22 protein-coding genes and 1 tRNA gene are annotated in these 23,791 nt (G+C 71.8%); 18 read left to right on the top strand and 5 right to left on the bottom strand.

Features of this window, described 5'->3' with window-relative positions:
• Positions 1 to 5: 5 nt before the first annotated feature.
• From ACFRFH_RS18835 to ACFRFH_RS18825, 3 genes are all read right to left on the bottom strand, one after another.
• Positions 6 to 929 carry a nucleotidyltransferase family protein gene (locus tag ACFRFH_RS18835; protein ID WP_382464518.1) on the bottom strand — a complete coding sequence of 308 codons (924 nt, stop codon included), beginning with the start codon at positions 927 to 929 and terminating at the stop codon, positions 6 to 8.
• 456 nt (positions 930 to 1,385) lie between these two features.
• On the bottom strand, positions 1,386 to 1,859 hold the full coding sequence (locus tag ACFRFH_RS18830) for a hypothetical protein (protein ID WP_382464517.1): 474 nt from the start codon (positions 1,857 to 1,859) through the stop codon (positions 1,386 to 1,388).
• On the bottom strand, positions 1,856 to 3,385 hold the full coding sequence (locus ACFRFH_RS18825; protein WP_382464516.1) for a PspC domain-containing protein: 1,530 nt from the start codon (positions 3,383 to 3,385) through the stop codon (positions 1,856 to 1,858). The genes ACFRFH_RS18830 and ACFRFH_RS18825 overlap by 4 nt, the downstream gene beginning before the upstream one ends.
• Positions 3,386 to 3,500: 115 nt before the next feature.
• Here ACFRFH_RS18825 and ACFRFH_RS18820 point away from each other — a divergent pair, with 115 nt between their 5' ends.
• From ACFRFH_RS18820 to rplA, 7 genes are all read left to right on the top strand, one after another.
• The gene (locus tag ACFRFH_RS18820) at positions 3,501 to 4,703 is read left to right on the top strand and encodes a PspC domain-containing protein (protein WP_382464515.1); all 1,203 of its coding nucleotides are present in this window, start codon (positions 3,501 to 3,503) and stop codon (positions 4,701 to 4,703) included.
• Positions 4,704 to 4,707: 4 nt separating this feature from the next.
• Positions 4,708 to 5,379 (top strand): LuxR C-terminal-related transcriptional regulator, encoded by a 672-nt coding sequence (locus ACFRFH_RS18815; RefSeq protein WP_382464514.1) that lies wholly within the window; start codon positions 4,708 to 4,710, stop codon positions 5,377 to 5,379.
• Between the two features lie 144 nt (positions 5,380 to 5,523).
• Positions 5,524 to 5,596 (top strand) — tRNA-Trp (locus ACFRFH_RS18810).
• Between the two features lie 43 nt (positions 5,597 to 5,639).
• Positions 5,640 to 5,912: a preprotein translocase subunit SecE gene (secE, locus tag ACFRFH_RS18805; protein ID WP_185278484.1), complete on the top strand. Its 273-nt coding sequence runs from the start codon at positions 5,640 to 5,642 to the stop codon at positions 5,910 to 5,912.
• Positions 5,913 to 5,966: 54 nt separating this feature from the next.
• Positions 5,967 to 6,887, top strand: a complete 921-nt coding sequence (gene nusG, locus ACFRFH_RS18800; protein ID WP_382464513.1) for a transcription termination/antitermination protein NusG — start codon at positions 5,967 to 5,969, stop codon at positions 6,885 to 6,887.
• A gap of 122 nt (positions 6,888 to 7,009) precedes the next feature.
• Positions 7,010 to 7,441 (top strand): 50S ribosomal protein L11, encoded by a 432-nt coding sequence (gene rplK, locus ACFRFH_RS18795; RefSeq protein ID WP_370056278.1) that lies wholly within the window; start codon positions 7,010 to 7,012, stop codon positions 7,439 to 7,441.
• A 79-nt stretch (positions 7,442 to 7,520) separates the two neighbouring features.
• Complete coding sequence (gene rplA / locus ACFRFH_RS18790; RefSeq protein ID WP_382464512.1) at positions 7,521 to 8,210, top strand: 50S ribosomal protein L1; 690 nt, start codon at positions 7,521 to 7,523, stop codon at positions 8,208 to 8,210.
• Positions 8,211 to 8,328: 118 nt separating this feature from the next.
• On the opposite strand, the gene ACFRFH_RS18785 is transcribed toward rplA, so the two are convergent.
• Complete coding sequence (locus ACFRFH_RS18785) at positions 8,329 to 8,769, bottom strand: hypothetical protein (RefSeq protein WP_382464511.1); 441 nt, start codon at positions 8,767 to 8,769, stop codon at positions 8,329 to 8,331.
• 97 nt (positions 8,770 to 8,866) lie between these two features.
• On the opposite strand from ACFRFH_RS18785, the gene ACFRFH_RS18780 reads away from it, so the two are divergent.
• The 5 genes from ACFRFH_RS18780 (at position 8,867) to ACFRFH_RS18760 (ending at position 15,646) form a co-directional block, all read left to right on the top strand.
• Entirely contained in the window at positions 8,867 to 9,571 is a 705-nt protein-coding gene (locus ACFRFH_RS18780) for an alpha/beta fold hydrolase (RefSeq protein ID WP_382464510.1), read from the top strand.
• 62 nt (positions 9,572 to 9,633) lie between these two features.
• The gene (locus tag ACFRFH_RS18775) at positions 9,634 to 10,308 is read left to right on the top strand and encodes a 4'-phosphopantetheinyl transferase superfamily protein (RefSeq protein ID WP_382464509.1); all 675 of its coding nucleotides are present in this window, start codon (positions 9,634 to 9,636) and stop codon (positions 10,306 to 10,308) included.
• A 10-nt stretch (positions 10,309 to 10,318) separates the two neighbouring features.
• Positions 10,319 to 13,954 carry a transcription-repair coupling factor gene (mfd, locus tag ACFRFH_RS18770; protein ID WP_382464508.1) on the top strand — a complete coding sequence of 1,212 codons (3,636 nt, stop codon included), beginning with the start codon at positions 10,319 to 10,321 and terminating at the stop codon, positions 13,952 to 13,954.
• Between the two features lie 79 nt (positions 13,955 to 14,033).
• Positions 14,034 to 14,504, top strand: coding sequence for a GntR family transcriptional regulator (locus ACFRFH_RS18765; protein ID WP_382464507.1), 471 nt, complete (start codon positions 14,034 to 14,036; stop codon positions 14,502 to 14,504).
• Positions 14,501 to 15,646, top strand: coding sequence for a DUF1648 domain-containing protein (locus ACFRFH_RS18760; protein WP_382464506.1), 1,146 nt, complete (start codon positions 14,501 to 14,503; stop codon positions 15,644 to 15,646). Before ACFRFH_RS18765 ends, ACFRFH_RS18760 begins: the two co-directional genes overlap by 4 nt.
• Before the next feature lie 489 nt (positions 15,647 to 16,135).
• On the opposite strand, the gene ACFRFH_RS18755 is transcribed toward ACFRFH_RS18760, so the two are convergent.
• Positions 16,136 to 17,326 (bottom strand): Na+/H+ antiporter NhaA, encoded by a 1,191-nt coding sequence (locus ACFRFH_RS18755; protein WP_382464505.1) that lies wholly within the window; start codon positions 17,324 to 17,326, stop codon positions 16,136 to 16,138.
• A 136-nt stretch (positions 17,327 to 17,462) separates the two neighbouring features.
• On the opposite strand from ACFRFH_RS18755, the gene ACFRFH_RS18750 reads away from it, so the two are divergent.
• The 6 genes from ACFRFH_RS18750 to hisS all read left to right on the top strand — a co-directional run bounded on the left by ACFRFH_RS18750 (position 17,463) and on the right by hisS (position 23,787).
• Positions 17,463 to 18,122: a MazG family protein gene (locus tag ACFRFH_RS18750; RefSeq protein WP_382464504.1), complete on the top strand. Its 660-nt coding sequence runs from the start codon at positions 17,463 to 17,465 to the stop codon at positions 18,120 to 18,122.
• A 73-nt stretch (positions 18,123 to 18,195) separates the two neighbouring features.
• Positions 18,196 to 19,236: an iron-siderophore ABC transporter substrate-binding protein gene (locus ACFRFH_RS18745; RefSeq protein WP_382464503.1), complete on the top strand. Its 1,041-nt coding sequence runs from the start codon at positions 18,196 to 18,198 to the stop codon at positions 19,234 to 19,236.
• Between the two features lie 7 nt (positions 19,237 to 19,243).
• Positions 19,244 to 20,305, top strand: a complete 1,062-nt coding sequence (locus ACFRFH_RS18740; RefSeq protein ID WP_382464502.1) for a FecCD family ABC transporter permease — start codon at positions 19,244 to 19,246, stop codon at positions 20,303 to 20,305.
• Complete coding sequence (locus ACFRFH_RS18735) at positions 20,302 to 21,351, top strand: FecCD family ABC transporter permease (protein WP_382464501.1); 1,050 nt, start codon at positions 20,302 to 20,304, stop codon at positions 21,349 to 21,351. The genes ACFRFH_RS18740 and ACFRFH_RS18735 overlap by 4 nt, the downstream gene beginning before the upstream one ends.
• Positions 21,352 to 21,365: 14 nt before the next feature.
• Positions 21,366 to 22,172, top strand: a complete 807-nt coding sequence (locus ACFRFH_RS18730) for an ABC transporter ATP-binding protein (protein WP_382464500.1) — start codon at positions 21,366 to 21,368, stop codon at positions 22,170 to 22,172.
• 322 nt (positions 22,173 to 22,494) lie between these two features.
• Positions 22,495 to 23,787 carry a histidine--tRNA ligase gene (hisS, locus tag ACFRFH_RS18725; RefSeq protein WP_382464499.1) on the top strand — a complete coding sequence of 431 codons (1,293 nt, stop codon included), beginning with the start codon at positions 22,495 to 22,497 and terminating at the stop codon, positions 23,785 to 23,787.
• Positions 23,788 to 23,791: the final 4 nt, after the last annotated feature.

Below are 23,791 nucleotides of genomic sequence, written 5' to 3'. Positions count from 1 at the left end.
CGGCCTCAGGGGCGCCGTCGGCGGCTCGCGCGCAGCACCGCGAGCGCCTTCGGGAGTGCCCTCGCTCCGCGGCGCCAGCGGCGGAGGTAACGGCCGGCGAGCTGGACGGGACCGAGCGTCGTCGCGGTGGTCTCCTTCACGAACGCGGAGGCTGGCGGGAAGAGGGCGAGGCGGAGCTTGGTGAGACGCTCGCGGGGCGCGGCCTGCTTCCACAGCACTACCCGCCGCTGGGAGGCATCGGGGATCTCCGTGCGCAGCCGCCACTCGGCGGAGGCCTCGCCCCAGTCGTACTCCGCGTCGAAGGGCTTCAGCCGCTCCAGCAACGGCCGAGCCGTGGCGAGCGCGCCGAGCTGGTCCGCGCGCTCGAGCAGGAGCGTGACGTCCATCCGGGAGCAGCGTCCCACGAGGAAGTCGAGCTCGGCGCGGTGCCGCCGGGAGAAGCGCGACCGGATCGCGTGGACGGCGCCGATCAGGATCGCGTCCACGAGCCCCGGGATGCAGATCGGCTGGTTGCCGCACCACATCGTCGTGCGCTGGGCCCAGATCGGGTCGAAGACGTCGCCATCCACCTCCAGGCCCGGGTAGCGGAAGTGGACGTCGATGTCTGCGGCCCACTCCGGGTGGAACATGCTCGCGCTGTGGACGGGGAAGGTGTCGGTGTCCGGGTCGGACGCCCGCCGACGCCAGCCGCGCGACTCGAGCTCGGCGAGGAGGGTGCCGTAGTCGTCGTGGGTCACGAGCACGTCGACATCGCTGCTGATGTGGGCGGGGCGGAGCCCGTACTGGTCCGCGGCGATCCCTTTGATGACGATCAGCCGGACGCCGATCGTGGCGGCAAGCCGGGAGACGGCGGCGGTGAGCAGCAGGGTGGGGTCGGGGATCGCCGCGGGGACGGACGGGACGGGCGGGACGCTGGCCGGTTTCACCATGCTTTTCACTCCAGGTCTGCCGATCGGCGATCGTTGGGGGAGGCCGTCGTGGCCGGTCGCGTCCCGTGTCGCCCGGGATTCCGCGGTGAGCGCGCGCGAGGGCGGTGCCGCTCGCGGCTGTTCACCACCTATAGTCACCGGACTCGGTGCACCGCCGGAGGGCGCACCCGGGAAGGGGGGCGTGCGCGCACCCGCGGGATTCTCGGATTTCAGGTGCGCGAGGTGAGCGCTCAGGTGATCCTGCCGAGCCGCCGCCGCGGGTTTCCGGGAACGGCCGGGATCGGGCGCTTCCGCATCCGTCTTACTGGAGTTCTGCGGCCGCCGCTTCCGGTACGGGTACCCGGAGCCGCGCCGCCAGTGGGTGGTCGAGCGTCGCTGCGTTCCAGTGCGTGACGACGCCGCCCCCGGTGCCGGCCGGCTTATTCGGGTTGAGCGGCCGGCACCGTCCTTCGTCGGTCAGACCGGACGGCGCCGGCGGTTGCGTTGGGCGGCGCTGATCGCGCCGAGCAGCGCCGAGACGACGATGACGATCCCCAAGGCGGCGATCCACACGGCGACGGCGCCGCCGGGCGAGAGCGTCGCGAGCCACACGGTGACGCCGGCGAGGCGCACGGGGGAGGAGACGACCACCAGGACGGTGGCGGCGAGCAGGATGATCAGGATGCCCCAGACGATCCCGCCCCAGCGCACGGGCGGCGGACCCGAGGGCACCGGGCGCACCGGGAACGCGTAGGCCGCATCGGAGAGCCAGGGCTCGGCGGGGGCGGCGGGCGGCGGTGCGACCGGCGTCGTGGGCGCGGTCGCCGCGTCGGACGCGGTGGGGATCACCAGGGTCTCCGCCTCGTCGGACCCGGGGGCTGCCGGTGTGATGTTCAGGTCCTCCGTCGGCTGGTCGGCGTTCGTGGGCATCTCGTTCTCGCTCTCGTTCACTTCTGGACTCGCTCGACGTGGACCGCGTCGAGCTGCGCGATGCGGACGACGGCCTCCGGGGTCCCGGCCGGCCCGACCACGATGTCCGTGGAGCAGGCGCCGAACGGCCCCGGATCGCAGCGGTGCACCTGATCGCCGCCCGCCGGGTCCGTCACCGTCACGGAGGAGGCGGTCGTCGCCTCCACGCGGATCGTGGCGTCCACGGGGACGATCACCGTGGTCGGCCCGGGGCCTTTGGCGAGGTTCACCACGGGCGTGCCGGACGCCGTCACGGCCTTCGTGAGGTCGATCGTCGTGTCGCCGACGGCCTGCAGGTAGTTCGCGCTCGCGGCCGGGGTCGCGGAGAGCGTGTTCCCCGCCGTGACGCTCGCGTTCAGGCGGACCGCGGGGGAGGTCGGCAGCAGCGCGGCCAGCACGGTGAGCGCCGCGAGCAGGATGCCGAGGAAGATCAGGAAGCCGCTGCGGCGGCGCGCGATCCCCGCGATCAGGATCGTGATCCCGAAGACCAGGGTCGCCGCGGCGAGGGCGGCCGTCAGGGCGTAACCGGGCAGGCCGGTGAGCGGTCCCCAGAGCGCCCCGGCGAGAGAGCCGGCGACCAGCGCCAGCCCCACCGACAGCCAGCCGACCGCCGCGCCGACCCGCGGGTTCGCCGCGCGGTAGGCCACGCGCCGGGCCTCCGCGTCTGCGTTCGCTGCGGCCGCCTGCGCCCGGAGCTGGGCCGAGCGCTGCGCCTTCACCGTGCGCATGTCCTCGGAGAGCCGCTGCTTCCACTCGTCGTGCTCGGCCTTCCACTGCGCCTGACGGGCGCGCCAGTCGGCGACCTCCTGCTCGCCCGCGCCGGCGCCGGGCGTGGGAGGCGCGGTCGGCTCGGCAACGGTGGCGACGGTGGGCGTCGCAGCGGCGGCGACGGTCGTCGCGGCGGCGGCTGCGGCGGACGGTCCCGCACCGGTCGCAGGCGCCGGCTCGGCCGTCGCCGGACCTCCCGCGCTCCCGGTCCACGACCGGCGGTCGGCCTGGCGCCCGAAGAACACGATCAGTGCCGTGGCGCCCGCGAGGACGATCAGCGTCCAGATGATCCGCCCGACATCGTCGCCCCAGCCCGGATCGCGACCGAACCACCACACCCCCTCCGACCACGGAAGGAGCGACAGGACGACGAGCACCCCAATCGCGACCATCGGCGGCTCGAACTCGCCCTCGAAGAGCCGCTGCAGGTGGATGCGGCCGTCGACGTCCGGCAGCAGTGCCCAGGCGAGGGCGTAGAACAGGATGGCGGGCGCGCCGAGCAGTGCGGCGACGACCAGGATGCCGCGGACGATGAGGGGATCGATCCCGATGCGGTACGCGATGCCCGCGCAGACGCCGCCGATCCAGCCGTCCGTGCGCGTGACGCCGAGGCTGCGCATCCAGTCGAAGAAGCGGGTGCCGCGGCCGGAGAGACCGGTCTGCGGCCCGCCGTACGGGGCCTGCGTGCCGCCGGCGGCGGTGCCGCCCGGCGGGGGAGGGGTCGTGCTGTCGTTCACCATGACTCGATCGTGGCGCGCGGCGACGCCCGGTCGCTATCGGGGGACACCCTGACCGCACCCTGATTCCTGCCGCTCGCGCTGTGCGGGAGGGGCCGGTTCTGCTTGGATTCGAGGTATGGCCTCCACTCCCGCGACCCGAGGGCGCATCCCGCGCCCTCCGCTCGCGCGCCCGCGCGACTGCCTCGTCGGCGGGGTGAGCGTGGCGCTGGCCGACCACCTCGGCTGGCCGGTCGTGGCCGTGCGCTGGATCTTCGTCGGCACGGCCCTGATCGGCGGCGCCGGCGTGCTGTTCTATCTGTGGCTCTGGGCGCTGACGCCGCTGCGCGCGGCGACTCCGGACGATCCGGACGGGAGGGTCACCCGCCGGGTGAACGTGCCGTGGGTGCTCGCGGGAGTCGGCGCCGCGGCCGGGGTCGCCGCCATCGTGATGGTCGCCGCCGACGCGCAGGGCTCCGCGTTCGGCGCCGTGCTGACGTCGGTCCTGCTCGTGGTCGCGGCCGTCATCTGGGATCAGCTCGTGGACGACCAGAGCCTCGCCCCGTCCCCGCTCGCGCCCGCGACGTTCCGCCTCGCCGCGGGCGGGTTCCTCGTCGCGCTGGCCCTCGCGCTGAGCGGTGTGCAGGCCGGGCGCTCGTCGGGGTACCTCTGGCTCGCCATCATCGGCGCCACCTTCGCGGGCGCGGCCGTCCTGGTCGCGCCGTGGGCGCTGCGGCTCTGGCGCGAGCTGATCGCCGAGCGGACGGCGCGCGTCCGCGAGGAGCAGCGCGCCGAGATGGCCGCGCACCTCCACGATTCGGTGCTGCAGACGCTCGCCCTCATCCAGAACCGGGCGGGAGCCTCCAGCGAAGTCGGCCGGATCGCCCGCGCCCAGGAGCGCGAGCTGCGCGACTGGCTCTACGCGGAGGGCGCGGACGGCGTCGCGCCGGAGGACTCCGACCTCGCGACGGAGCTCCGCGAGGTGGCGGCAGCGCTGGAGGTCGACCACGCCGTGCACTTCGACGTCGTGAGCGTCGGCGAGCCCGTGCTCCGCGCGCCCGCCGAGCTGGCGGCCGCAGCGCGCGAGGCGATGCTCAACGCGGCCAGGCACGCCGGCGGCGACGTCTCCGTGTACGTGGAGTCCGGCGCGGGGACGGCCGACGTGTTCGTCCGCGACCGCGGCCCCGGCTTCGACGTCGCCGCGCTGCCGGAGGGCCGGCTGGGCGTGCGCGAGTCGATCGTCGGCCGGATGCGCCGTGCGGGAGGCCACGCCACGGTGACGTCGCGCGACACCGGGACCGAGATCCACCTGACCGTCGAGCTGCCCGCCGAGCGAGAATGAGACCATGACCGACGACACAGCAGCGGGCGCGATCACCGTCGTGATCGTCGACGACCACTCGATCTTCCGCTCGGGCCTCCGCTCCGACCTGGACGACCGTCTCCGCGTCGTGGCGGAGGCGCAGGACGTGGACGGCGCCGTGGACGCTATCCAACGCACGCACCCGGACGTCGTGCTGCTCGACGTGCACCTGCCGGGCGGCGCGGGCGGCGGCGGCGCGGAGGTGCTGCGCCGCACCGCTGCGGAGCACCAGCGCACGCGCTTCCTCGCGCTCAGCGTCTCCGACGCGGCGGAGGACGTCGTCGGCGTCATCCGTGGAGGAGCCCGCGGCTACCTCACCAAGGGCAGCTCCGGGCGGCAGGTCAGCGACGCGGTGGTGGCTGTCGCGGGCGGCGACGCCGTCTTCTCGCCGAAGCTCGCGGGCTTCGTGCTCGACGCGTTCGGCGCGGCCGCGGGGGAGCAGGCCGAGACCACGGACGAGCTCGACCGGCTCTCGGCGCGCGAGCGGGAGGTCATGCGGCTGATCGCCCGGGGCTACGCTTACAAGGAGGTCGCGGCCGAGCTCTTCATCTCGGTGAAGACCGTCGAGACGCACGTCTCCGCCGTGCTGCGCAAACTCCAGCTCTCGTCGCGTCACGAGCTCACCGCGTGGGCCTTGGAGCGCAAGCTGCTCTGAGCGCGGCGCGGGTTGTCAAGCGGCGGCCGCGTTTTTGCGAGGGGCTGTGGCGTCCCGTACACTTGGTGGCGGTGGTTGAATCCGCCAAGCTTTTCTGCGCCTATTTTCGCGAATGCCAGGAGGGTTACTGGGTTCACGATCCCTAGGGCGGTAGCTCAATTGGCAGAGCAGCGGTCTCCAAAACCGCAGGTTGCAGGTTCGATTCCTGTCCGCCCTGCAAACCGGCATCCCGGATGCCGGTCCACGAAAGGTGTAACGAGGTGGCCCGAAAGGTAATCGACGAACCGAGCGAGGAAGTCGTCGCCAACGCCAAGAAGGAGCGCGCTGCAAGGCGCAACCCCTTCGCGCGGATCGCCCTGTTCATCCGGCAGGTCATCGGCGAGCTCAAGAAGGTCGTCACGCCGACGCGCAAGGAGCTCCTGAGCTACACCGGCGTCGTGCTCGTCTTCGTGGTGATCATGATGGCGATCGTGTCCCTGCTCGACTGGGTGTTCGGTCTCGGTGTTGTGTGGGTCTTCGGGAATCCGAAGTAATCCGCCCATCCCGACCGGCCGCACGGCCATACCGACAGAAATGGAATGAATTCAGTGTCTGAGACGAACCGCGACGACGTCGACTGGGCGACCGCTGCCGAGCAGTCCTCCGAAGACGACGAGGCGCAGACGGGCAATGTCCTGGAGCGCGACGAGGAGTCGTCCGACCCCGCCGAGCACGAGGCGCTGCACATCGTCGCCGAGGACGGCACCGAGATCGACCTGGACGCGGTCCTCGACGCGATGGCCGAGGCCGTCGACCCCGAGGCCGACCGCGCCGTCGACGAGGCCCTCGAGGTCGACTCCTCCGAGGAGGCCGAAGCGGCCCAGGAGGCCGTCGAGGACGAGGACGAGGCCGCCAACGACCCGTACGAGGAGTTCCGCGCCGAGCTGCGCGCCAAGTTCGGCAAGTGGTACGTCATCCACTCGTACGCCGGCTTCGAGCGCCGCGTGAAGTCCAACATCGAGAACCGCATGGTCTCCATGAACATGGAGGACTTCATCTTCGAGGTCCAGGTCCCGATGGAGGACGTGGTCGAGATCAAGAACGGCCAGCGCAAGATGGTCAACCGCGTGCGCATCCCCGGCTACGTGCTGGTGCGCATGGACCTCAACGAGGACAGCTGGTCGGTCGTCCGGCACACCCCCGGTGTCACCGGCTTCGTGGGCAACGCCCACAACCCGACGCCGCTGCGCTTCGAAGAGGCCTTCTCGATGCTCAAGAGCCTCGTGCAGATCGAGCAGGCTCCGGCCAAGGGCGGTGCGAAGGGTCAGAAGACCACCGCGCGCGTCATCCCGGCCGAGGTCGACTTCGAGATCGGCGAGACCATCACCATCAAGGAGGGCTCGTTCGCGGGTCTGCCTGGCTCGATCAGCGAGATCAAGCCGGAGAGCGGCAAGCTCACCGTGCTCGTGTCGCTCTTCGAGCGCGAGACCCCGGTCGAGCTCAGCTTCGACCAGGTCACGAAGCTCTGACGGGAATCATTCAGAGCCTCCCCCAGTTTTCACCAATCACCGGGTCTCGGAAGGGCCGAGAAACCGGGAGAGCGACGCGGGCCTGACGCCCGCATGCTCGAATACACAAAGAAGGAAGAGACATGGCACCGAAGAAGAAGGTCACCGGTCTGATCAAGCTTCAGATCAAGGCCGGCGCCGCCAACCCGGCCCCGCCGATCGGCCCGGCCCTGGGTCAGCACGGCGTGAACATCATGGAGTTCTGCAAGGCGTACAACGCGGCGACCGAGGCCCAGCGCGGCAACGTCATCCCCGTGGAGATCACCGTCTACGAGGACCGTTCGTTCACGTTCATCCTCAAGACCCCGCCGGCCGCCGAGCTGATCAAGAAGGCCGCGGGCGTCCCCAAGGGCTCCGGCGTGCCGCACACCACCAAGGTCGGCAAGCTGACCCAGGCGCAGGTGCGCGAGATCGCCGAGCAGAAGATGGTCGACCTCAACGCCAACGACCTCGACGCGGCGTCGAAGATCATCGCCGGCACCGCCCGTTCGATGGGCATCACGGTCGAGGCGTAAGCCCGACCCCCCGTCACCCCAGACATCACCGTGGCAGAGCCGGCCAGGCTCGCACCACATTCTCGTTAGGAGAAATCTCATGGCACAGAAGTCCAAGGCCTACCGGGCCGCGGCCGACAAGATCGAAGCCGGCAAGTTCTACACCCCCACCGAGGCCGTCACCCTCGCGAAGGAGACCGGTTCCGCCAAGTTCAACTCGACCGTCGAGGTCGCGCTGAAGCTCGGTGTGGACCCGCGCAAGGCGGACCAGATGGTCCGCGGTACCGTCATTCTTCCTCACGGTACCGGCAAGACCGCGCGCGTCATCGTCTTCGCGACCGGTCCGGCCGCTGAGGCCGCGATCGCCGCGGGCGCCGACGAGGTCGGCGGCTCCGACCTGATCGAGAAGGTCGCCGGCGGTTACACCGACTTCGACTCGGCCGTCTCCACCCCGGAGCTCATGGGCCAGGTCGGCCGTCTCGGCAAGGTGCTCGGCCCGCGCGGCCTGATGCCGAACCCGAAGACCGGCACGGTCACCCCGGATGTCGCGAAGGCCGTCTCCGACATCAAGGGCGGAAAGATCGAGTTCCGCGTCGACAAGCACTCCAACGTCCACTTCGTGGTCGGCAAGGCCGGCTTCACCGCCGAGCAGCTCGACGAGAACATCAAGGCCGCCCTCGACGAGGTCGTCCGTCTCAAGCCGTCCGCTTCGAAGGGCCGCTACATCCAGAAGGGCGCCGTGTCGACCACGTTCGGCCCCGGCATCCCGCTGGACGTCAACGCGATCTGATCGCAGCTTCGTCCGAACGGGCCGGTCACCTCAGGGTGACCGGCCCGTTTCTGCGTGTCGAGGGGCACGTAAACGCCCCTAAAACGCGGTTTTAGGGGCGTTTACGTGCCCCTCGACGCTAGGCGTGAGGGACGCTCGCGGCGATGGTGGCCGTGTAGACGATGAAGGACAGGACGGGCGCGGCGGTCGCGACGGCGATGCCGACGACGCCGAACGCGCGACCGCGCTTGGTCGCCACTGCCACGATCCCCAGCACGAGCGCGAGGATGCCGAGCACCGTGCCGAAGATCATCTGCGCCGTGGTCACGATCCCGATCGGAGCGAACGCGGCCAACTGCGCAGACGAGAGGTGCGACGAGCCGCCCGCCGAGGAGCTCGCAATACTGTGCGTCAGCGGTCCCGCGGTCATACCGATGTACACCGATGCGACCACCGACAGCACGAAGACGCCGAGCGCGATCCCCATCGAGACCGCGCCGAGCGTCCGCGGCCGCGGCGGAGCGGGCGGCGCGGCGTAGTAGCCGGGCGGCCCGTAGACCGGCTGCGGTTGGAAGCTCATCGGTTGTCCCCCTCCCCGGCGACTCACGCCGGACGTTCAGCCAGAGCGTAGCTGACGTGGGGCGACGCCCCAGGGCGACACGGTACCGTCGCAGACCATGAAGTTGTATACGCGCGAGTGGGGCGCAGGAGACCGGTACGCGGTCCTCGTCCACGGCGTCATGTCGGACTCGCGCAACTGGCGCCGGGTGGGCCCCGTGCTCGCCGAGCGCGGCTACCACGTCGTCGCCGTCGACCTCCGCGGCCACGGCCACAGTCCGCGCACCGAGGAGTACACCGCCGAGCTGATGGCGGAGGACATCGTCGACACCGTCCCGTACGCTCCCGAGCTCGTGATGGGCCACTCGCTCGGCGGCCTCACCGTGAGCCTCGCCGTCGACCGGCTGCACCCGCAGCGCGCGGTGTACGTCGACCCCGCCTTCTCCTGCCCGGCCGCCAACCGGTTCCAGCTCATGCTGGCGCCGGCGTTCCTGAAGACGCTCGCCCGGCAGTCAGCCGCGCGCATCGCCAAGCGCAACCCGCGCTGGGACCCGGCCGATGTCGCGATCGAAGTCGAGACGTTCAAGTCGTTCGACCGCGCGGCCATCCCCGCCGTGCTCGCGCCGAGCGTGATGCGCGCCCCCGAGACCATGGCGGTGCCGTCGCTGGTCATGCTGGCCGACAACTCCCACCTGGTGAAGCCGCACATCGCCGAGCGCCTGCGCGACACCGGCTTCGACGTGCGCGTGGTGCGGGGCAGCGGCCACGTCATCAACCGCGACGACCACGACGGGTTCATGGACGCCCTCGAGGGCTGGATCTGACGCGGCTGGATCTGACGCGGCTGATCCGACGTCACTGGATCGGACGCGGCTAGCCTGAGCGGATGGAGCAGAGCACGGTCGTCGTCGCGTCGACGCGGCGCGTGCTGGCCGTCGTCCCGCACGCGCCGCTCGGGGACGCCGCCGAGGCCCGGCTGCGGAGGCTGCGCTCGCCGGCGGACCGGGACGACTTCACCGCCGCCCGCCTCCTCGCAGCGCTCGTGCTCCGTGCCGCCGGCGTTGGGGAGGCAGCACCCGCGGACCTCCGGCAGCGCTGCGAGACCTGCGGCGGCGAGCACGGCCTCCCGCTTCCAGTGTTCGGCCGCCACATCAGCTGGTCGCACGCCGCCGGCTGGGTGGCAGCGGGGACGTCGCGGTCCCGCCTCGGCGTGGACGTCGAGGCGGAGAGCGAGGTGAATCTCGCCGACGCGCTGACGCCGGCCGAGCGCACCCTCGTGGCCGCGGCCGCGAACCCCGCGCGGGCCTTCCGGCGGGCGTGGACCGCCAAGGAGGCCTGCGTGAAGGCGGGCGTCGCGCGGCTGGACGAGTTCGCCGCGCTGGAGGTCCTCACCGGTCCGGACGCACTGCGCCCGGTCCACGCCGGCCTCCTGCTGAGCTCCCGGTCCGTCCCCGGCGCGATCGCGGCCGCCGCGACCGTCGAGCCCGCGCGCTGGGCGACCCTCGGCGACCGCGGAGAGCTCGTCCCCGTGCCCGATCGCGCTGTCGGCAGCCCCGCGTAGACTCTCCCGAGTGATACTGCAGGGCTTGATCGCAGCGCTTCAGCGCGCCTCCACGTACGCCGACGCTCTGGCCTACGCGGGTCGCGACGCCGATTTCTCGCTCACCGACGGCCTCCGGGTGCCCCTCCTCGCCGGCCTCGTCGGCAAGCGTGCCGCGGCGGGCTCGTCCGACGCGGTGCTCGTCATCACGGCGACCGGCCGCGAGTCCGAGTCGGTTCGCGCTGCGCTGCCGTGTGTGCTCCCCGACGCCGAGATCGTCGAGTTCCCGGCCTGGGAGACACTGCCGCACGAGCGCCTGAGCCCCAGCCCCGAGATCGTCGGCAAGCGGCTCCTCGCCCTGCGCCGGCTCGCCGACTGGTCGGCCGCCCGCCAGGCGGGGGAGGCCTCGCACCCGTTCGTGCTCGTCGCCTCGGTGCGCGCCGCTTTGCAGCCGCTGGCCGACAACCTCACCGACTACGGCACCATCGAGCTGGCCGCGGGAGGCCGCGGCTTCGACCTGGGCGCCCTCTCGCTCCGGCTCGTCGACTTCGCCTACTCGCGCGTCGACATGGTCACCCGCCGCGGCGAGTTCGCGGTGCGCGGCGGCATCCTCGACGTCTTCCCGCCGACCGCCGAGCACCCGTACCGCGTCGACTTCTTCGGCGACGAGGTGGAGCAGATCCGGGCGTTCTCGGTCGCGGATCAGCGCTCGCTGCCCGAGCCGATCCCGGGCGTGACGCTGCCGCCGAGCCGCGAGCTGCTGCTCAGCGAGCCGGTGCGCCAGCGCGCCCGCGAGATGGAGCACGAGTTCCCGAGCCTGTCGGCCATGCTCGCCAAGATCGGCGAGGGCATCCCGGTGGAGGGCATGGAGTCGCTCGCCCCCGCCCTCGTGGACCGGCTCGTGCCGCTCACCCACTACCTCCCGGACGGCGCGGCCGTCGCCGTGCTGTCGCCCGAGCGCGTCGCCTCACGCGCGGTGAGTCTTGCCGAGACCAATCGCGAGTTCCTCTCGGCCGCCTGGAGCGCCGCCACCGTGGGCGCCGCCGCCCCAATCGACCTCGCCGCCGGCGACTTCCTCACCCTGCAACGGCTCAAGGACTCGGTGAAGTTCAGCCGGCCAGGCCAGAGCGCCCCCGACCATCCCTGGTGGACGTTCTCCGGCTTCCAGGCCGACCCCGCCGACGGGCTCGTGCTGGAGCGCGAGGTCGAGGAGTACCTCCAGGTGCGCGTCAACGCGGAGGCCGTGCCCAGTTTCGCGGGCAACGTCACCGGCGCCGTCGAGCACGTCGCCCAGCGGCTGCGCGAGGGCTGGCAGGTCGCGATCGTCGCCGAGGGCGCCGGCCTGGTCGAGCGCGCCGCCCAGGTGCTGTCGGAGGCCGAGCTGCCCGCGCGCCCCGTCGACTCCTTCCCCGAGAGCCCGGAGCCCGGCGTCGCCTACCTGTTGCGCGCGAACGTGGAGCACGGCTTCGAGTTCCCGGAGGAGAAGCTCGCGCTGATCGGCGAGAGCGAGTTCTACGGCCGCTCGGTCGGCTACGAGTCGCGCCAGGTCAAGAAGCTCGCCACCCGGCGCAAGAACGTCGTCGATCCGCTCGCGCTGAAGCCGGGCGACTACGTCGTGCACGAGACGCACGGCATCGGCAAGTTCGTGGAGCTGACCCAGCGTGAGGTCTCCAGCGGCGGCCGCAACGCGGTCAAGTCGAAGCGCGAGTACCTGGCGCTGGAGTACGCGCCGTCCAAGCGCGGCTATCCCGGCGACAAGCTGTTCGTCCCGACCGACCAGCTCGACCTCCTCACCCGCTATGTCGGCGGCGAGGCCCCGCAGCTGTCCAAGATGGGCGGCAGCGACTGGTCGGCGGCCAAGGGCAAGGCCCGTCGTGCGGTGCGCGACATCGCCGTGGAACTGGTCAAGCTCTACTCCGCGCGCATGGCGAGCAAGGGCCACGCGTTCGGGCCGGACACCCCGTGGCAGCGCGAGCTGGAGGAGGCGTTCCCGTTCGCGGAGACGCACGACCAGCTCCAGACCATCGACGAGGTGAAGGCCGACATGGAGCGGCCGATCCCGATGGACCGCCTGATCTCGGGCGACGTCGGCTTCGGCAAGACCGAGATCGCGATCCGTGCGGCGTTCAAGGCGGTGCAGGACGGCAAGCAGGTCGCGATGCTCGTGCCGACGACGCTGCTGGTGAAGCAGCACGCCGAGACCTTCCTGGAGCGGTTCGCCGGCTTCCCGATCCACCTGCGCCAGCTCAGCCGGTTCCAGTCCGACAAGGAGGCGCGCGAGACGCTGCGCGGCATGGCCGACGGCACCGTGGACGTCGTGATCGGCACGCACCGCATCCTCGCCGACGGCGTCACCTTCAAAGACCTCGGCCTCGTCATCATCGACGAGGAGCAGCGCTTCGGCGTCGAGCACAAGGACCAGCTGAAGAAGCTCAAGACCAACGTCGACATCCTGGCAATGAGCGCCACGCCGATCCCGCGCACGCTGGAGATGGCGGTCACCGGCATCCGCGAGATGTCGACGCTCGCCACCCCGCCGGAGGACCGGCACCCGATCCTCACCTTCGTCGGGCCGTACTCCGAGCGGCAGGTCGCCGCGGCGATCCGGCGCGAGCTGCTGCGCGAGGGCCAGGTGTTCTTCGTGCACAACCGGGTCGGCTCCATCTCGGCGGCCGCCGCCAAGCTGGCCGAGCTGGTGCCGGAGGCCCGCATCGGGGTCGCGCACGGCCGGATGAACGAGCACGCGCTGGAGCAGGTCGTGGTCGACTTCTGGGAGCGCAAGTTCGACGTGCTCGTCTCGACCACCATCATCGAGACCGGCCTGGACATCTCCAACGCCAATACGATCATCATCGACCGCGCGGACAAGTACGGGCTGAGCCAGCTCCACCAGCTCCGCGGCCGGGTGGGTCGTGGCCGTGAGCGGGCGTACGCGTACTTCCTCTGGGACGAGGACAAGCCGCTCAGCGAGACCGCGCACGACCGGCTGTCCACGATCGCGGCCAACAACGACCTCGGCAGCGGCATGCAGGTCGCGCTCAAGGACCTGGAGATCCGCGGCGCGGGCAACCTCCTGGGCGGCGAGCAGTCCGGCCACATCGCCGGCGTCGGCTTCGACCTGTACCTGCGGATGATCGGGGAGGCCGTCTCCACGTTCCGCGGGGAGGTCGCCGAGGGGCAGACCGAGCTTCGCCTGGAGCTGCCGGTCGACGCGCACATCCCCGAGGAGTACGTGGACAGCGAGCGGCTGCGGCTGGAGGCCTACCAGAAGCTGTCCACCGCGAGCTCGCCCGCGGCGAAGGACGGCCAGATCGACCTGGTGCTGGAGGAGCTGACCGACCGCTACGGCGAGCCGCCCGCGCCGGTGCTGAACCTGATCGCCGTGTCGCGCCTGCGCCGCGCGGCGCAGAAGGCCGGGCTGGGGGAGGTCGTGGCGATGGGCTCCAACCTGCGCCTGGCGCCTGCGCTGCTCCCGGATTCCAAGCAGGTGCGCCTGCAGCGGATGTACCCGGGGTCGAAGTACCACGCGGCGCCCAAGGTCGCGACGGTCCCGCTGCCGCGGGTGAACGGGGAGGCGATAGACGACGCCGGGCTGATCGAGTGGGTGGGCAGCCTGCTCGGCGCCCTGTTCCCCGCTCCCGAGCCGGCGACCGAACCTGCCGCCTGACCGCGTCGCGTGACATCGGTCGCGCCCGCACGCTGTATCGGCTGTACTATAGGTACCGATACAGATGGGAGGGCGTCGCGTGCGCATCGAGCTCGATCCGACGGCGGAGACGCCGCTTTACCAGCAGCTGCACGACCGCGTGATCGACGCCGTCGCGCGCGGTGAGCTGCGCGAGGGCGACGCGCTCGTCTCCGTGCGGCAGCTCGCCGTGCGGTTCGGGATCAATGCCGCGACCGTGGTCAAGGCGTACGACGCGCTCCGCACCGAGGGAATCGTGCGCACCAGCAGGCGCTCCGGCTCGGTGATCGCGCGCGACGCCGGCAGCGGGCCGCCCGACGAGCGGTTCCTCGCGGACTGGTCGGCGCGGCTGAGCGCCCTGATCGCCGAGGGCATCGCCCACGGCGTCGAGCGGTCGGAGCTGGAGTCCCGCACGTCCGCCATCGCCTGGTTGTTCGACCAGGCCCGCGAGCAGAACGAAGCCGCGGCAGAGCCCGGCGCTGCAGCTGGCGCCGCACCTCCCGCCGGGGACACGAAAGGAACCACCCCATGACCGCCGTCCTGTTGAGCACCTTCGCCGTGACGACGCTGACCGCCGCGATCCTCCTGATGCTGCCGGTGATGAGCCGCACCACACTGCCGCTCGGCGTGCTGGTGCCGCGCAGCCGAGTGGCCGACCCTGTGGTGGTCGCGGCGATCCGCCGCTTCCGCGTCGTCGTCGTGGTCTCGTACGTGGTCGCGCTCGTCGCGGCCGCGCTCGTCATCCCGGTCGGCCCCGCCGCACCGGCGCTCGTCGCGACGCTGGTCCTGCTGGCCGGCTCCATCGGTGGCTACCTGCTGTCGCGCCGGAGCATCCAGGCGGCCAAGCGCGCGGGCGGCTGGCTGGACGACGTGCCGGTGCGGATCAGCGGCAGCGTCACGCCGGACTCCGGCGCCCGGTCGCGGCCCGCGTTCGGCTGGTATGCCGCCGCTCTGGTGCTGCTGCTCGCGGCCGGGGCGGTCGGCATCGCGCTGTACGACGGCCTCCCGGCCTCCATCGCCGTGCACTGGGACGCGAGCGGCCAGCCGGACCGCTTCGCCGAGAAGACGGTCCTCTCGGTGTTCGGGCCGCTGCTGATCGGGTTCGGCGTGCTCGCCCTGATCGTGGGGATCGCGTTCGTGATCCGCGCCGTCCCGTGGCGGCGCGGCGGGGGAGAGGCGCCGGAGGTCGCCGAGCGGATCGCGGCGCTGCAGGCCGAACTGACCCAGTCGCTGCTCGGCTGGATGGCGTTCGTCGTGTCCGTCGCGTTCGCCGTGCTGTCCGTGATCGGCTGGCTGCACGACGGGTCGAACGAGCCGAGCGCCGGGATCGGCATCGTCACGGTCGCACTGCTGGTGGTGATCTTCGTGGTGATCGGCATCTACGCCATCCGGCTCGTCAGCGGGACGCGCGCCGCCCGCGCCGCGGTGCCCGTCGGAGGCGGCGCCGCGACCGCGCCGGGCGCCGGCCGCGACACCGTCGACCCGCGCGACGACGACCGGCACTGGAAGGGCGGCCTGATCTACGTCAACTCCGCCGACCCCGCGCTCTTCGTCCCGAAGCGTTTCGGCGTCGGCGTGACACTCAACCTCGGCCACCCCGGCGGCATCGCCCTCGGCGTCGCCACCCTGCTGCTCCTCATCGCCGCCATCGCCCTCCCCGCCCTCCTCCGCTGACGCCCCCGCGCGCGCCGCGATTCGCCACGAATGTCGCGTTTCGCGCGCCGATTCGCGCGATTCGTCACGAATGTCGCCGCGCGTCGATCCCCACGATTCGTGACGAATGTCGCGTTTCGCGCGCCGATTCGCGCGATTCGTCACGAATGTCGCGTTTCGCGCCTCGATTCGCGCGATTCGTCACGAATGTCGCCGCGCGTCGATCTCCGCGATTCGTCACGAATGTCGCGTCTCGGGCGCCGATTCGCGCGATTCGTCACGAATGTCGCGTTTCCCGCGCCGATTCGCGCGATTCGTCACGAATGTGGCGATTCGCGCGCGGATTCGCGCGATTCGTGACGAATGTTGTCGCGGGCGGATTCGCGCCATTCGTGACGAATGTGGCGATTCGCGCGTGGATTCGCGCGATTCGCGACGAATGTCGCGATTGCGGCGCCGATTCGCGCGATTCGTGACGAATGTTGTCGCGCCGGGGATTCGCGGGATTCGTTACGAATGTGGGGTTTTGGGGGCGGATTCGCGCGATTCGGCACGAATGTGCGGCGGGTGCTGGCGGCGGTTGCGGCGCGCGAGGGTGGTGACGAGGATGCCGGCGAGGACGATCGACACCGCGGAGCCGAGGAGCACCGCGAGGGTGCCCTCGGCGCGCACGGTGGCCGAGCCCGCGAAAGCCAGCTCGTTCATCAGCAGCGACACGGTGAAGCCGATGCCGCCCAGCGCACCCACCGTCACGAGGCCGAGCACGGGGATGCGTGAACGTTCCGCCTTCGGTCGCGTGAACGATCCGAGCCAGCCGCCCAGCGCGATCCCGACCAGCTTGCCGACCGGGAGGGCGACCAGGATGCCCCAGAACGCCGGCGACAGCTCGCCGGGCGACACCGAAGGGATGACGACGAGCGCGGCAGAGAACGCGAACAGCGGCAGGATCAGCCCGTTCGACCACGGCTCCAGCGCGTGCGCGGTGCGACGGCCGGGCGCACGCGCCATGACCAGCCCGAGCGCGACGCCCGCGATCGTCGCGTGCACGCCGGAGTCGTAGACGAGCCACCAGGTCAGCACCGCGAGCAGCACCATCAGCACCCCGAGGGGCCAGCGCAGCCTCCCGTGCAGCAGTCGGCTGAGCAGCCCGAACGCGACGACGACCACCGCGGCCGCGCCGAGCTCCAGCAGGTTCGGGTTCGTCGTGAAGAACACCGCGATGATCAGGATGGCGACGAGGTCGTCCAGCACCGCCAGCGCGAGCAGGAAAACCCGCAGCCGGTTCGGCAGCCCGCGCCCGAACACCGCGAGCACGCCGAGTGCGAAGGCGATGTCGGTCGCGGTCGGGATCGGCCATCCGTCGGACAGGCCGGAGCCCGCCGTGATCGCGAGGTAGATCAGGGCGGGCACCGCGACGCCGCAGGCCGCCGCGATCGCCGGGTGGACGGCCTTCGCGACCGAGTTGAGCTCGCCGGCCACCAGCTCGTGCTTGAGCTCTACCGCCACGATGAAGAAGAAGACCGCGAGCAGTCCGTCGCTGATCCAGTGCCCCACGCTGAGGTCCACCAGGCCGCCGCCGAGGTGCGCGTGCTGGAGGCTCAGCAGGGCGGGCCCGATGGCCGTGTTCGCCAGCAGGAGGCCGAGCGCGGCGGCGCCCAGCAGGAGCCCGGCGGCAGTGCGCTCGGAGCGGATGATGCTCATCGGTGGCCAATCTCGCGCCGACGCGCGGAAGGGAGGAACGAATTCGCCGACCAGACTTCCCGGCACACCAGTGATCCCAGTCTACCGATCGGTTCCGGTGAGAGGATGAACCTGTCCCCGACGGGAGGAGCATCCCATGACCGACGCGGCGCCCACCAGACTCGACGAGCTCGTCGCCGTGATGGCGCAGCTGCGCGCGCCCGGCGGCTGTCCCTGGGACGCCGCCCAGACGCACGAGTCGCTGGTGCAGTACCTCATCGAGGAGACCTACGAGCTGATCGAGGCCATCGAGACGGGCAACCGCGACGAGATGCTGGAGGAGCTCGGCGACGTGCTCTACCAGGTGCTGTTCCACGCGGACATCGCCGCGCACACCGCGGGCGAGGACTTCGACATCCAGGATGTCGCCGAGCAGATGACCCGCAAGATGGTCGGCCGGCACCCGCACGTCTTCGGCGGCGACCGCACGGCCGAGACGGCGGACGACGTGGTCGGGTTCTGGGACGACCTCAAGAAGGCGGAGAAGCCGGGCCGCACCAGCGTGCTGGACGGCATCCCGCAGGCCATGCCCTCCCTCGCGCTCGCCGACAAGCTGCTCGGCCGGGCCGAGAAGGTCGGCCTGATCGACCTGAGCGAGTCGGGCGGCGTGCAGGTGGAGAGCGAGGACGAGCTGGGGCCGCTGCTGCTGGCCATCGTCGCGTCGGCGAAGGCGCAGGGCCTGGACGCCGAGCGCGCGCTGCGTTCGACGCTGCGCGAGCTGCAGGGGGAGATCCGGGAGCAGGAAGCCTCGGTTTAGGTTAGGCTTACCTAACGTGCCACGTCGGCACGCTTCCCACCTTCGTGCCTTCGGCACCCTCCCGAGGAGAGTCATGCCCGTTTCCGCGCGCTCGCGCCTGGTCCTGTCGTTCGCCGCCGTCGCCTCCGCGGCCGCCCTCGTGCTCACCGGCTGTTCGGCGAGTGGGCAGGCCGACGAATCCGCGTCCTCGGGCTCCGCGGGCAGTTTCCCGGTGACGATCGACAGCGCGCTCGGCACGACGACCATCCCCGCGGCGCCGAAGCGCGTCGCGACGTGGGGCTGGGGTGCGCAAGACATCGCGCTCGCCCTCGGCGTCGTCCCGGTCGCGATGCCGAAGTTCAGCTACGGCGGCGACGCGAAGGGCATCCTCCCCTGGGACGCCGAGAAGATCGCGGCGCTGAAGGGGAAGACCCCGCAGCTCCTCGACGCCGACTCCGGCGAGGTGCCGTTCGAGCAGTTCGTGAAGGCCAAGCCGGACGTCATCCTGGCCCCGTACTCCGGCCTCACCCAGACCGAGTTCGACACGCTCAGCAAGATCGCGCCCGTCGTCGCGTACCCGGAGAAGCCGTGGGCGACGAGCTGGCGCGACCAGACCGCCATCGTCGGCACGGCGCTCGGGATGACCTCCCAGGCGGACGCGCTCGTGAAGAAGACCGAGTCCTCCGTCGCCGCCCTGGCCGACAAGTACCCCGCGATCACGGGCAAGACGTTCTTCTACGCCGCCGCCAACCAGCCCGGCGTGCTCAACGTCTACCGCGCGGAAGACCCGCGGGTGCAGCTACTCAACGACCTCGGTATGAAGAACTCGCCGAGCATCGCGTCCCTCGACTCCGCGAAGGGCGACGGCAGCTTCTTCTACCAGCTCAGCTACGAGAACCTCTCGAAGATCGACACCGACCTGCTGGTCATGTACTTCGACAAGCAGTCCTCGGTCGACGCGTTCACCGCCGACCCGCTGGTCGCCGCGATGCCCGCCATCACGGAGGGCCGTTTCGCGCCAATCGTCGGCGAGTCGTTCGTCGCCGCCACGAGCGCGCCCAGCGTGCTCAGCATCCCGTGGATGCTCGACCGCTACGTGCCGCAGCTCGCCGCCGCGGCCGCGAAGGTCAAGTAGCCCGCCGATGCCCACCGGTGTCGCCACCGCGCCCGCCGGGCGTGCCGGGGAGGTCCCCGCGCACGTCCGGCGGCGCCGGCGTACCCTCCTGGGCTTCCTGCTCGCGGTCGTCGTGCTCCTGGCGGTGTGCGTGCTGAGCCTCATGGTCGGCGCCCGGACGATCGCGCCGGCCGACGTGCTGCACGCGCTGACGCACTACTCGGCGGGCGATCCCGACTCCCTCGTGGTCGTCGGCAGCCGCCTCCCGCGCACGCTGCTCGGCCTCGCCGCCGGGCTCGCGCTGGGCCTGGCCGGCACGGTGATGCAGGGGCTGTCGCGCAACCCGCTGGCCGATCCCGGCATCCTCGGGGTGAACTTCGGCGCATCGCTGGCCGTCGTCGTGGCGATCGCGTTCCTCGGCGTCACGACGGTGTCCGGGTACGTCTGGTTCGCCTTCGTGGGGGCGGCGCTGGCCGCAGGCCTGGTCTACGCGGTGTCGGCGGTGGGCCGGGAGGGCGCGACCCCGGTCAAGCTCGCGCTCGCGGGCGCCGCGGTCTCCGCGGCGCTCGGCTCGCTCATCACCGCGGTCATGCTGACCAGCCGGGTCTCGCTCGACCAGATGCGGTTCTGGCAGGTCGGGTCGCTCGCCGGGCGCGGCATCGACGTGCTCTGGCAGGTGCTGCCGACGCTGGTCGCCGGCGCGGCGCTCGCTCTCGGCCTCGGGAGGCTGCTCAACGGTCTCGCGCTGGGCGACGACGTGGCGCGCGGCCTCGGCCAGCGGGTCGGCCTCGCGCGGGCGCTGTCGGCCGTCGCGATCGTGCTGCTCTGCGGGTCCGCGACCGCGGCGGTCGGCCCGATCGCGTTCGTCGGGCTCGTCGTGCCGCACGTCGCCCGCTGGGTCGTCGGTGCGGACTACCGCCGCATCCTGGCGTTCTCCGCCGTGATCGCGCCCGCGCTGCTGATCGGATGCGACGTGATCGGCCGCGTCGTCGCGCCGCCGGGGGAGCTGCAGGTCGGGATCGTCATGGCGTTCGTCGGGGCGCCGCTGTTCATCGCGCTCGTGCGGCGCAGGAAGCTGGTGGGGCTGTGAGCGCACAGACGGGCTCCCTGGCACCATCCAGCGTCGCCCTCGACCGCCGGCACCGGCACGCCCGCGCGCTCCGGGTGTCCTTCGTGCTCGCCGTGCTCGTCGTGCTGGTTTCGGCCGTGTCGCTCACGCTCGGGGACGCCGGCGTCGCGCCCTCCGACGTGCTCGCCGCCCTGGTCGGGCGCGCCGACCGGCTCACGTCGTTCGTCATCCTCGACCTCCGGCTGCCGCGCTTGCTCGCCGCGGTGCTGGTCGGCGCGTGCCTCGGCCTGTCCGGCGCGCTGTTCCAGTCGGTCGCCCGCAACCCGCTCGCGAGTCCCGACATCATCGGCATCACGACCAGCGCGGCCGCGACCGGCGCCATCGCCCTGGTCTGGTTCGGGATCACCGGCCTCGCGCTCTCCGGCGTGGTCCTCGCGGGCACGCTGGTCGCCGCCGTGCTGATCTACCTGCTCGCCTGGCGTAACGGGGTGAGCGGCTACCGCTTCGTCCTGGTCGGGATCGGCTTCGCCGCGGTCTGCGCGGGCGTCGTCTCGTACGTGCTCACCCGTGCCGACCTGCGCGACGTGCAGCAGGCGCTGGTCTGGATCACCGGCAGCCTGAACAGCGTGGACTCCACCTCGCTGGCCGTGCTGGCGGTCTCCGCGGTCGTCCTCATCCCGGCGGCGCTGCTGGTCGGGAGGCCGCTCGCCGCGCTCGGGCTCGGCGACGACCTGGCGGCCGGGATCGGCGTGCGCCCCGAGCGCACGCGCATCCTGAGCGTGGGCGTCGGGGTGGCGCTCGCCGCCGTCGCCGTCTCGGTCGCGGGGCCGATCGCGTTCGTCGCGCTGCTGGCGGCGCCCGTCGCACGCCGCCTCGTCGGACGCGGCTCGCTCGCACTGGTGCCGGCGGCCCTCGTCGGCGCGCTCGTGCTCGTGCTGTCGGACGTCGTCGCCCAATTCGCCGTGCCGGGCGTCGTGTTCCCGGTCGGCGTCGTGACCGGGATCGTCGGGGCGCCCTACCTGCTCTGGCAGCTCACCAGGACCAACCGCGTCGGCCGGGGAGGCTGAAAGTGAACACTCGCATGACCGAATCGACCCTGGCCGCGCGCGACCTGACCCTCGCGTACGAGGGCCGGGTCGTCGTCGACGGCCTCGACTTGGACATCCCACCGGGCCGCGTCACCGCGATCGTCGGGCCGAACGCCTGCGGCAAGTCCACCCTGCTGCGTGGGCTGTCCCGGCTGCTCGCCCCGGCCTCCGGCAGCGTCCTGCTCGACGGCGCGGACATCCGCTCACTGCCCACCAAGGAGGTCGCGACCCGGCTCGGCCTGCTGCCGCAGACGCCGACCGCGCCCGACGGGATCACCGTGGCCGACCTCGTCTCGCGCGGCCGCTACCCGCACCAGGGCTGGTTCCGGCGCTGGACCGCGGACGACGACGTGGCCGTGCAGGAGGCGATGGCCGCGACCGGTGTCGCCGAGCTGGCCGACCGCGCGATCGACGAGCTCTCCGGCGGCCAGCGCCAGCGCGTCTGGATCGCGATGGCGCTCGCCCAGCAGACCGGCATCCTGCTCCTGGACGAGCCGACCACCTTCCTCGACATCAGCCACCAGCTCGACGTGCTCGACCTCCTGCTGGACCTGAACGCGGCCCGCGGCACGACCGTCGTCATGGTCCTGCACGACCTCAACTTCGCCGCGCGCTACGCCGACCATCTGGTGGCGATGCGGGCGGGGGCGATCGTCGCGTCGGGCGACCCCGCCGAGGTCGTCACCGCGGACCTCGTCCGCGACGTCTTCGGCGTCGAGTCCGTCATCGCGCCGGACCCGGTCGCGGGCACGCCGCTCGTCGTCCCGCTCGGCCGGCACCACACGGGACGAACTGCCTGACAGAACACGCCGTCACGACGCGACCCGACGCGGCGTGTCCTGTCAGATGGATGCTTCGGGCCGGCAGCGCGCCCGCCGGGGAGCCGGGAGCACATTCATCCGGCCCCGGGCGGACGCGTTGTCGTGTGTCTGACAACGCAGCCGACGAGGTCGGACGGCTGCGGCTCATGCCAGGTCCTCACTGGGACACCACCGCATCGCGCGGGTCGGCACGACATCAGGGTGGCAACGGGGGCAGTCTACGACTCCGGCCGTCCATACCGCGATCCCCCCGGGCGGCATCCGGCGGCACCGGACACCCTCCATCTGGAAGAATCGTCGCATGGCTTCCCCGATCACCCCGCCCCGCGGCATGCGCGACTTCCTCCCCGCCGAGAAGGCCCGCCGCGAGCATGCGCTGGGCGTGATCCGCAAGAGCTTCGCCGCACACGGCTTCGACGAGATCGAGACCCCGGTCGCCGAGGACGTCGCGCGCCTGCACTCGGGCCTCGGCGGCGACAACGAGAAGCTCGCGTTCAGCGTGCTCAAGCGCGGACTCGGCGGCGACGACCTGCGCGCCGCGATCGAGTCGGGGGACACCCTCGCGCTCTGCGACCTCGGCCTCCGCTTCGACCTCACCGTGCCGCTGGCCCGCTTCTACGCCACCCACCGCGCCGAGCTGCCGCCCGTCTTCCGCAGCATCCAGATCGCACCGGTCTGGCGGGCCGAACGGCCGCAGAAGGGCCGCTACCGCCAGTTCGTCCAGTGCGACATCGACATCATCGGCGAGGGCTCGCAGCTCGCGGAGGTCGAGCTCATCACCGCGACAGCCGCGGCGCTGGAGGCCCTCGGCCTGACCGGCTGCACCATCCGGATCAACGACCGCCGCATCCTGAACGGCCTGCTCGAGTACTGCGGGTTCGCCGAGTCGCGCTGGCCGCAGGTGCTCATCTCGATCGACAAACTCGACAAGATCGGGGCGGAGGGCGTGGTCGCCGAGCTGAGCGAGGGCGGCGCGGACTCCGCCGCGGTGCTGGGCGGCATCCTCGCCGCGCTCGAGCCGCACCTCGCCGACGGCGGCGTCGAGCTGACCGTCGAGGCGATCTCCGGCATCCTGCCCCAAGGCATGGACACCGACGCCATCGCCGCCCTGGAGTCGCTGGCGCACGCGCTCGACACCCTCCCGGAGGGCGTGGCGCTGCGCTTCGACCCCACCCTCGTGCGCGGCATGGGCTACTACACCGGCACGATCTTCGAGATCGCGCACCCGGGATCGGGCAGCTCGGTGGGCGGCGGCGGCCGCTACGACGGGATGATCGGTCGCTTCCTCGGCACCGACGTGCCCGCGTGCGGGTTCTCGATCGGCTTCGAGCGCGTCGTCGACCTGATCGACGTGCCGGAGGACGCCGCGCTGGACACCGTAGTGCTCGTCCACGACCCGAGCGTGCCGCTGGACCGGCTGATGGCGATCAAGTCCGAGCTGGTGGCCTCCGGCCGCCGGGTGCGGCTCGACCGGCGCGCGAAGAACCTCAAGGGCGTGCTGGACCGCGCGGCCGCGGCCGGGTACCGGTCGTTCGCGTTCGTCGATCCGGGGACCGCGGACGCCGCCGCGCTGGAGTTCAAGCCGCTTTCCTGAGCGG

The organism is Leifsonia sp. NPDC056824, assembly GCF_042789575.1.
In the GTDB taxonomy this organism is placed as follows: domain Bacteria; phylum Actinomycetota; class Actinomycetes; order Actinomycetales; family Microbacteriaceae; genus Leifsonia.
The sequence above is the reverse complement of the archived record's forward strand: the minus strand, read 5'-3'. Positions and strand labels throughout refer to the sequence as shown.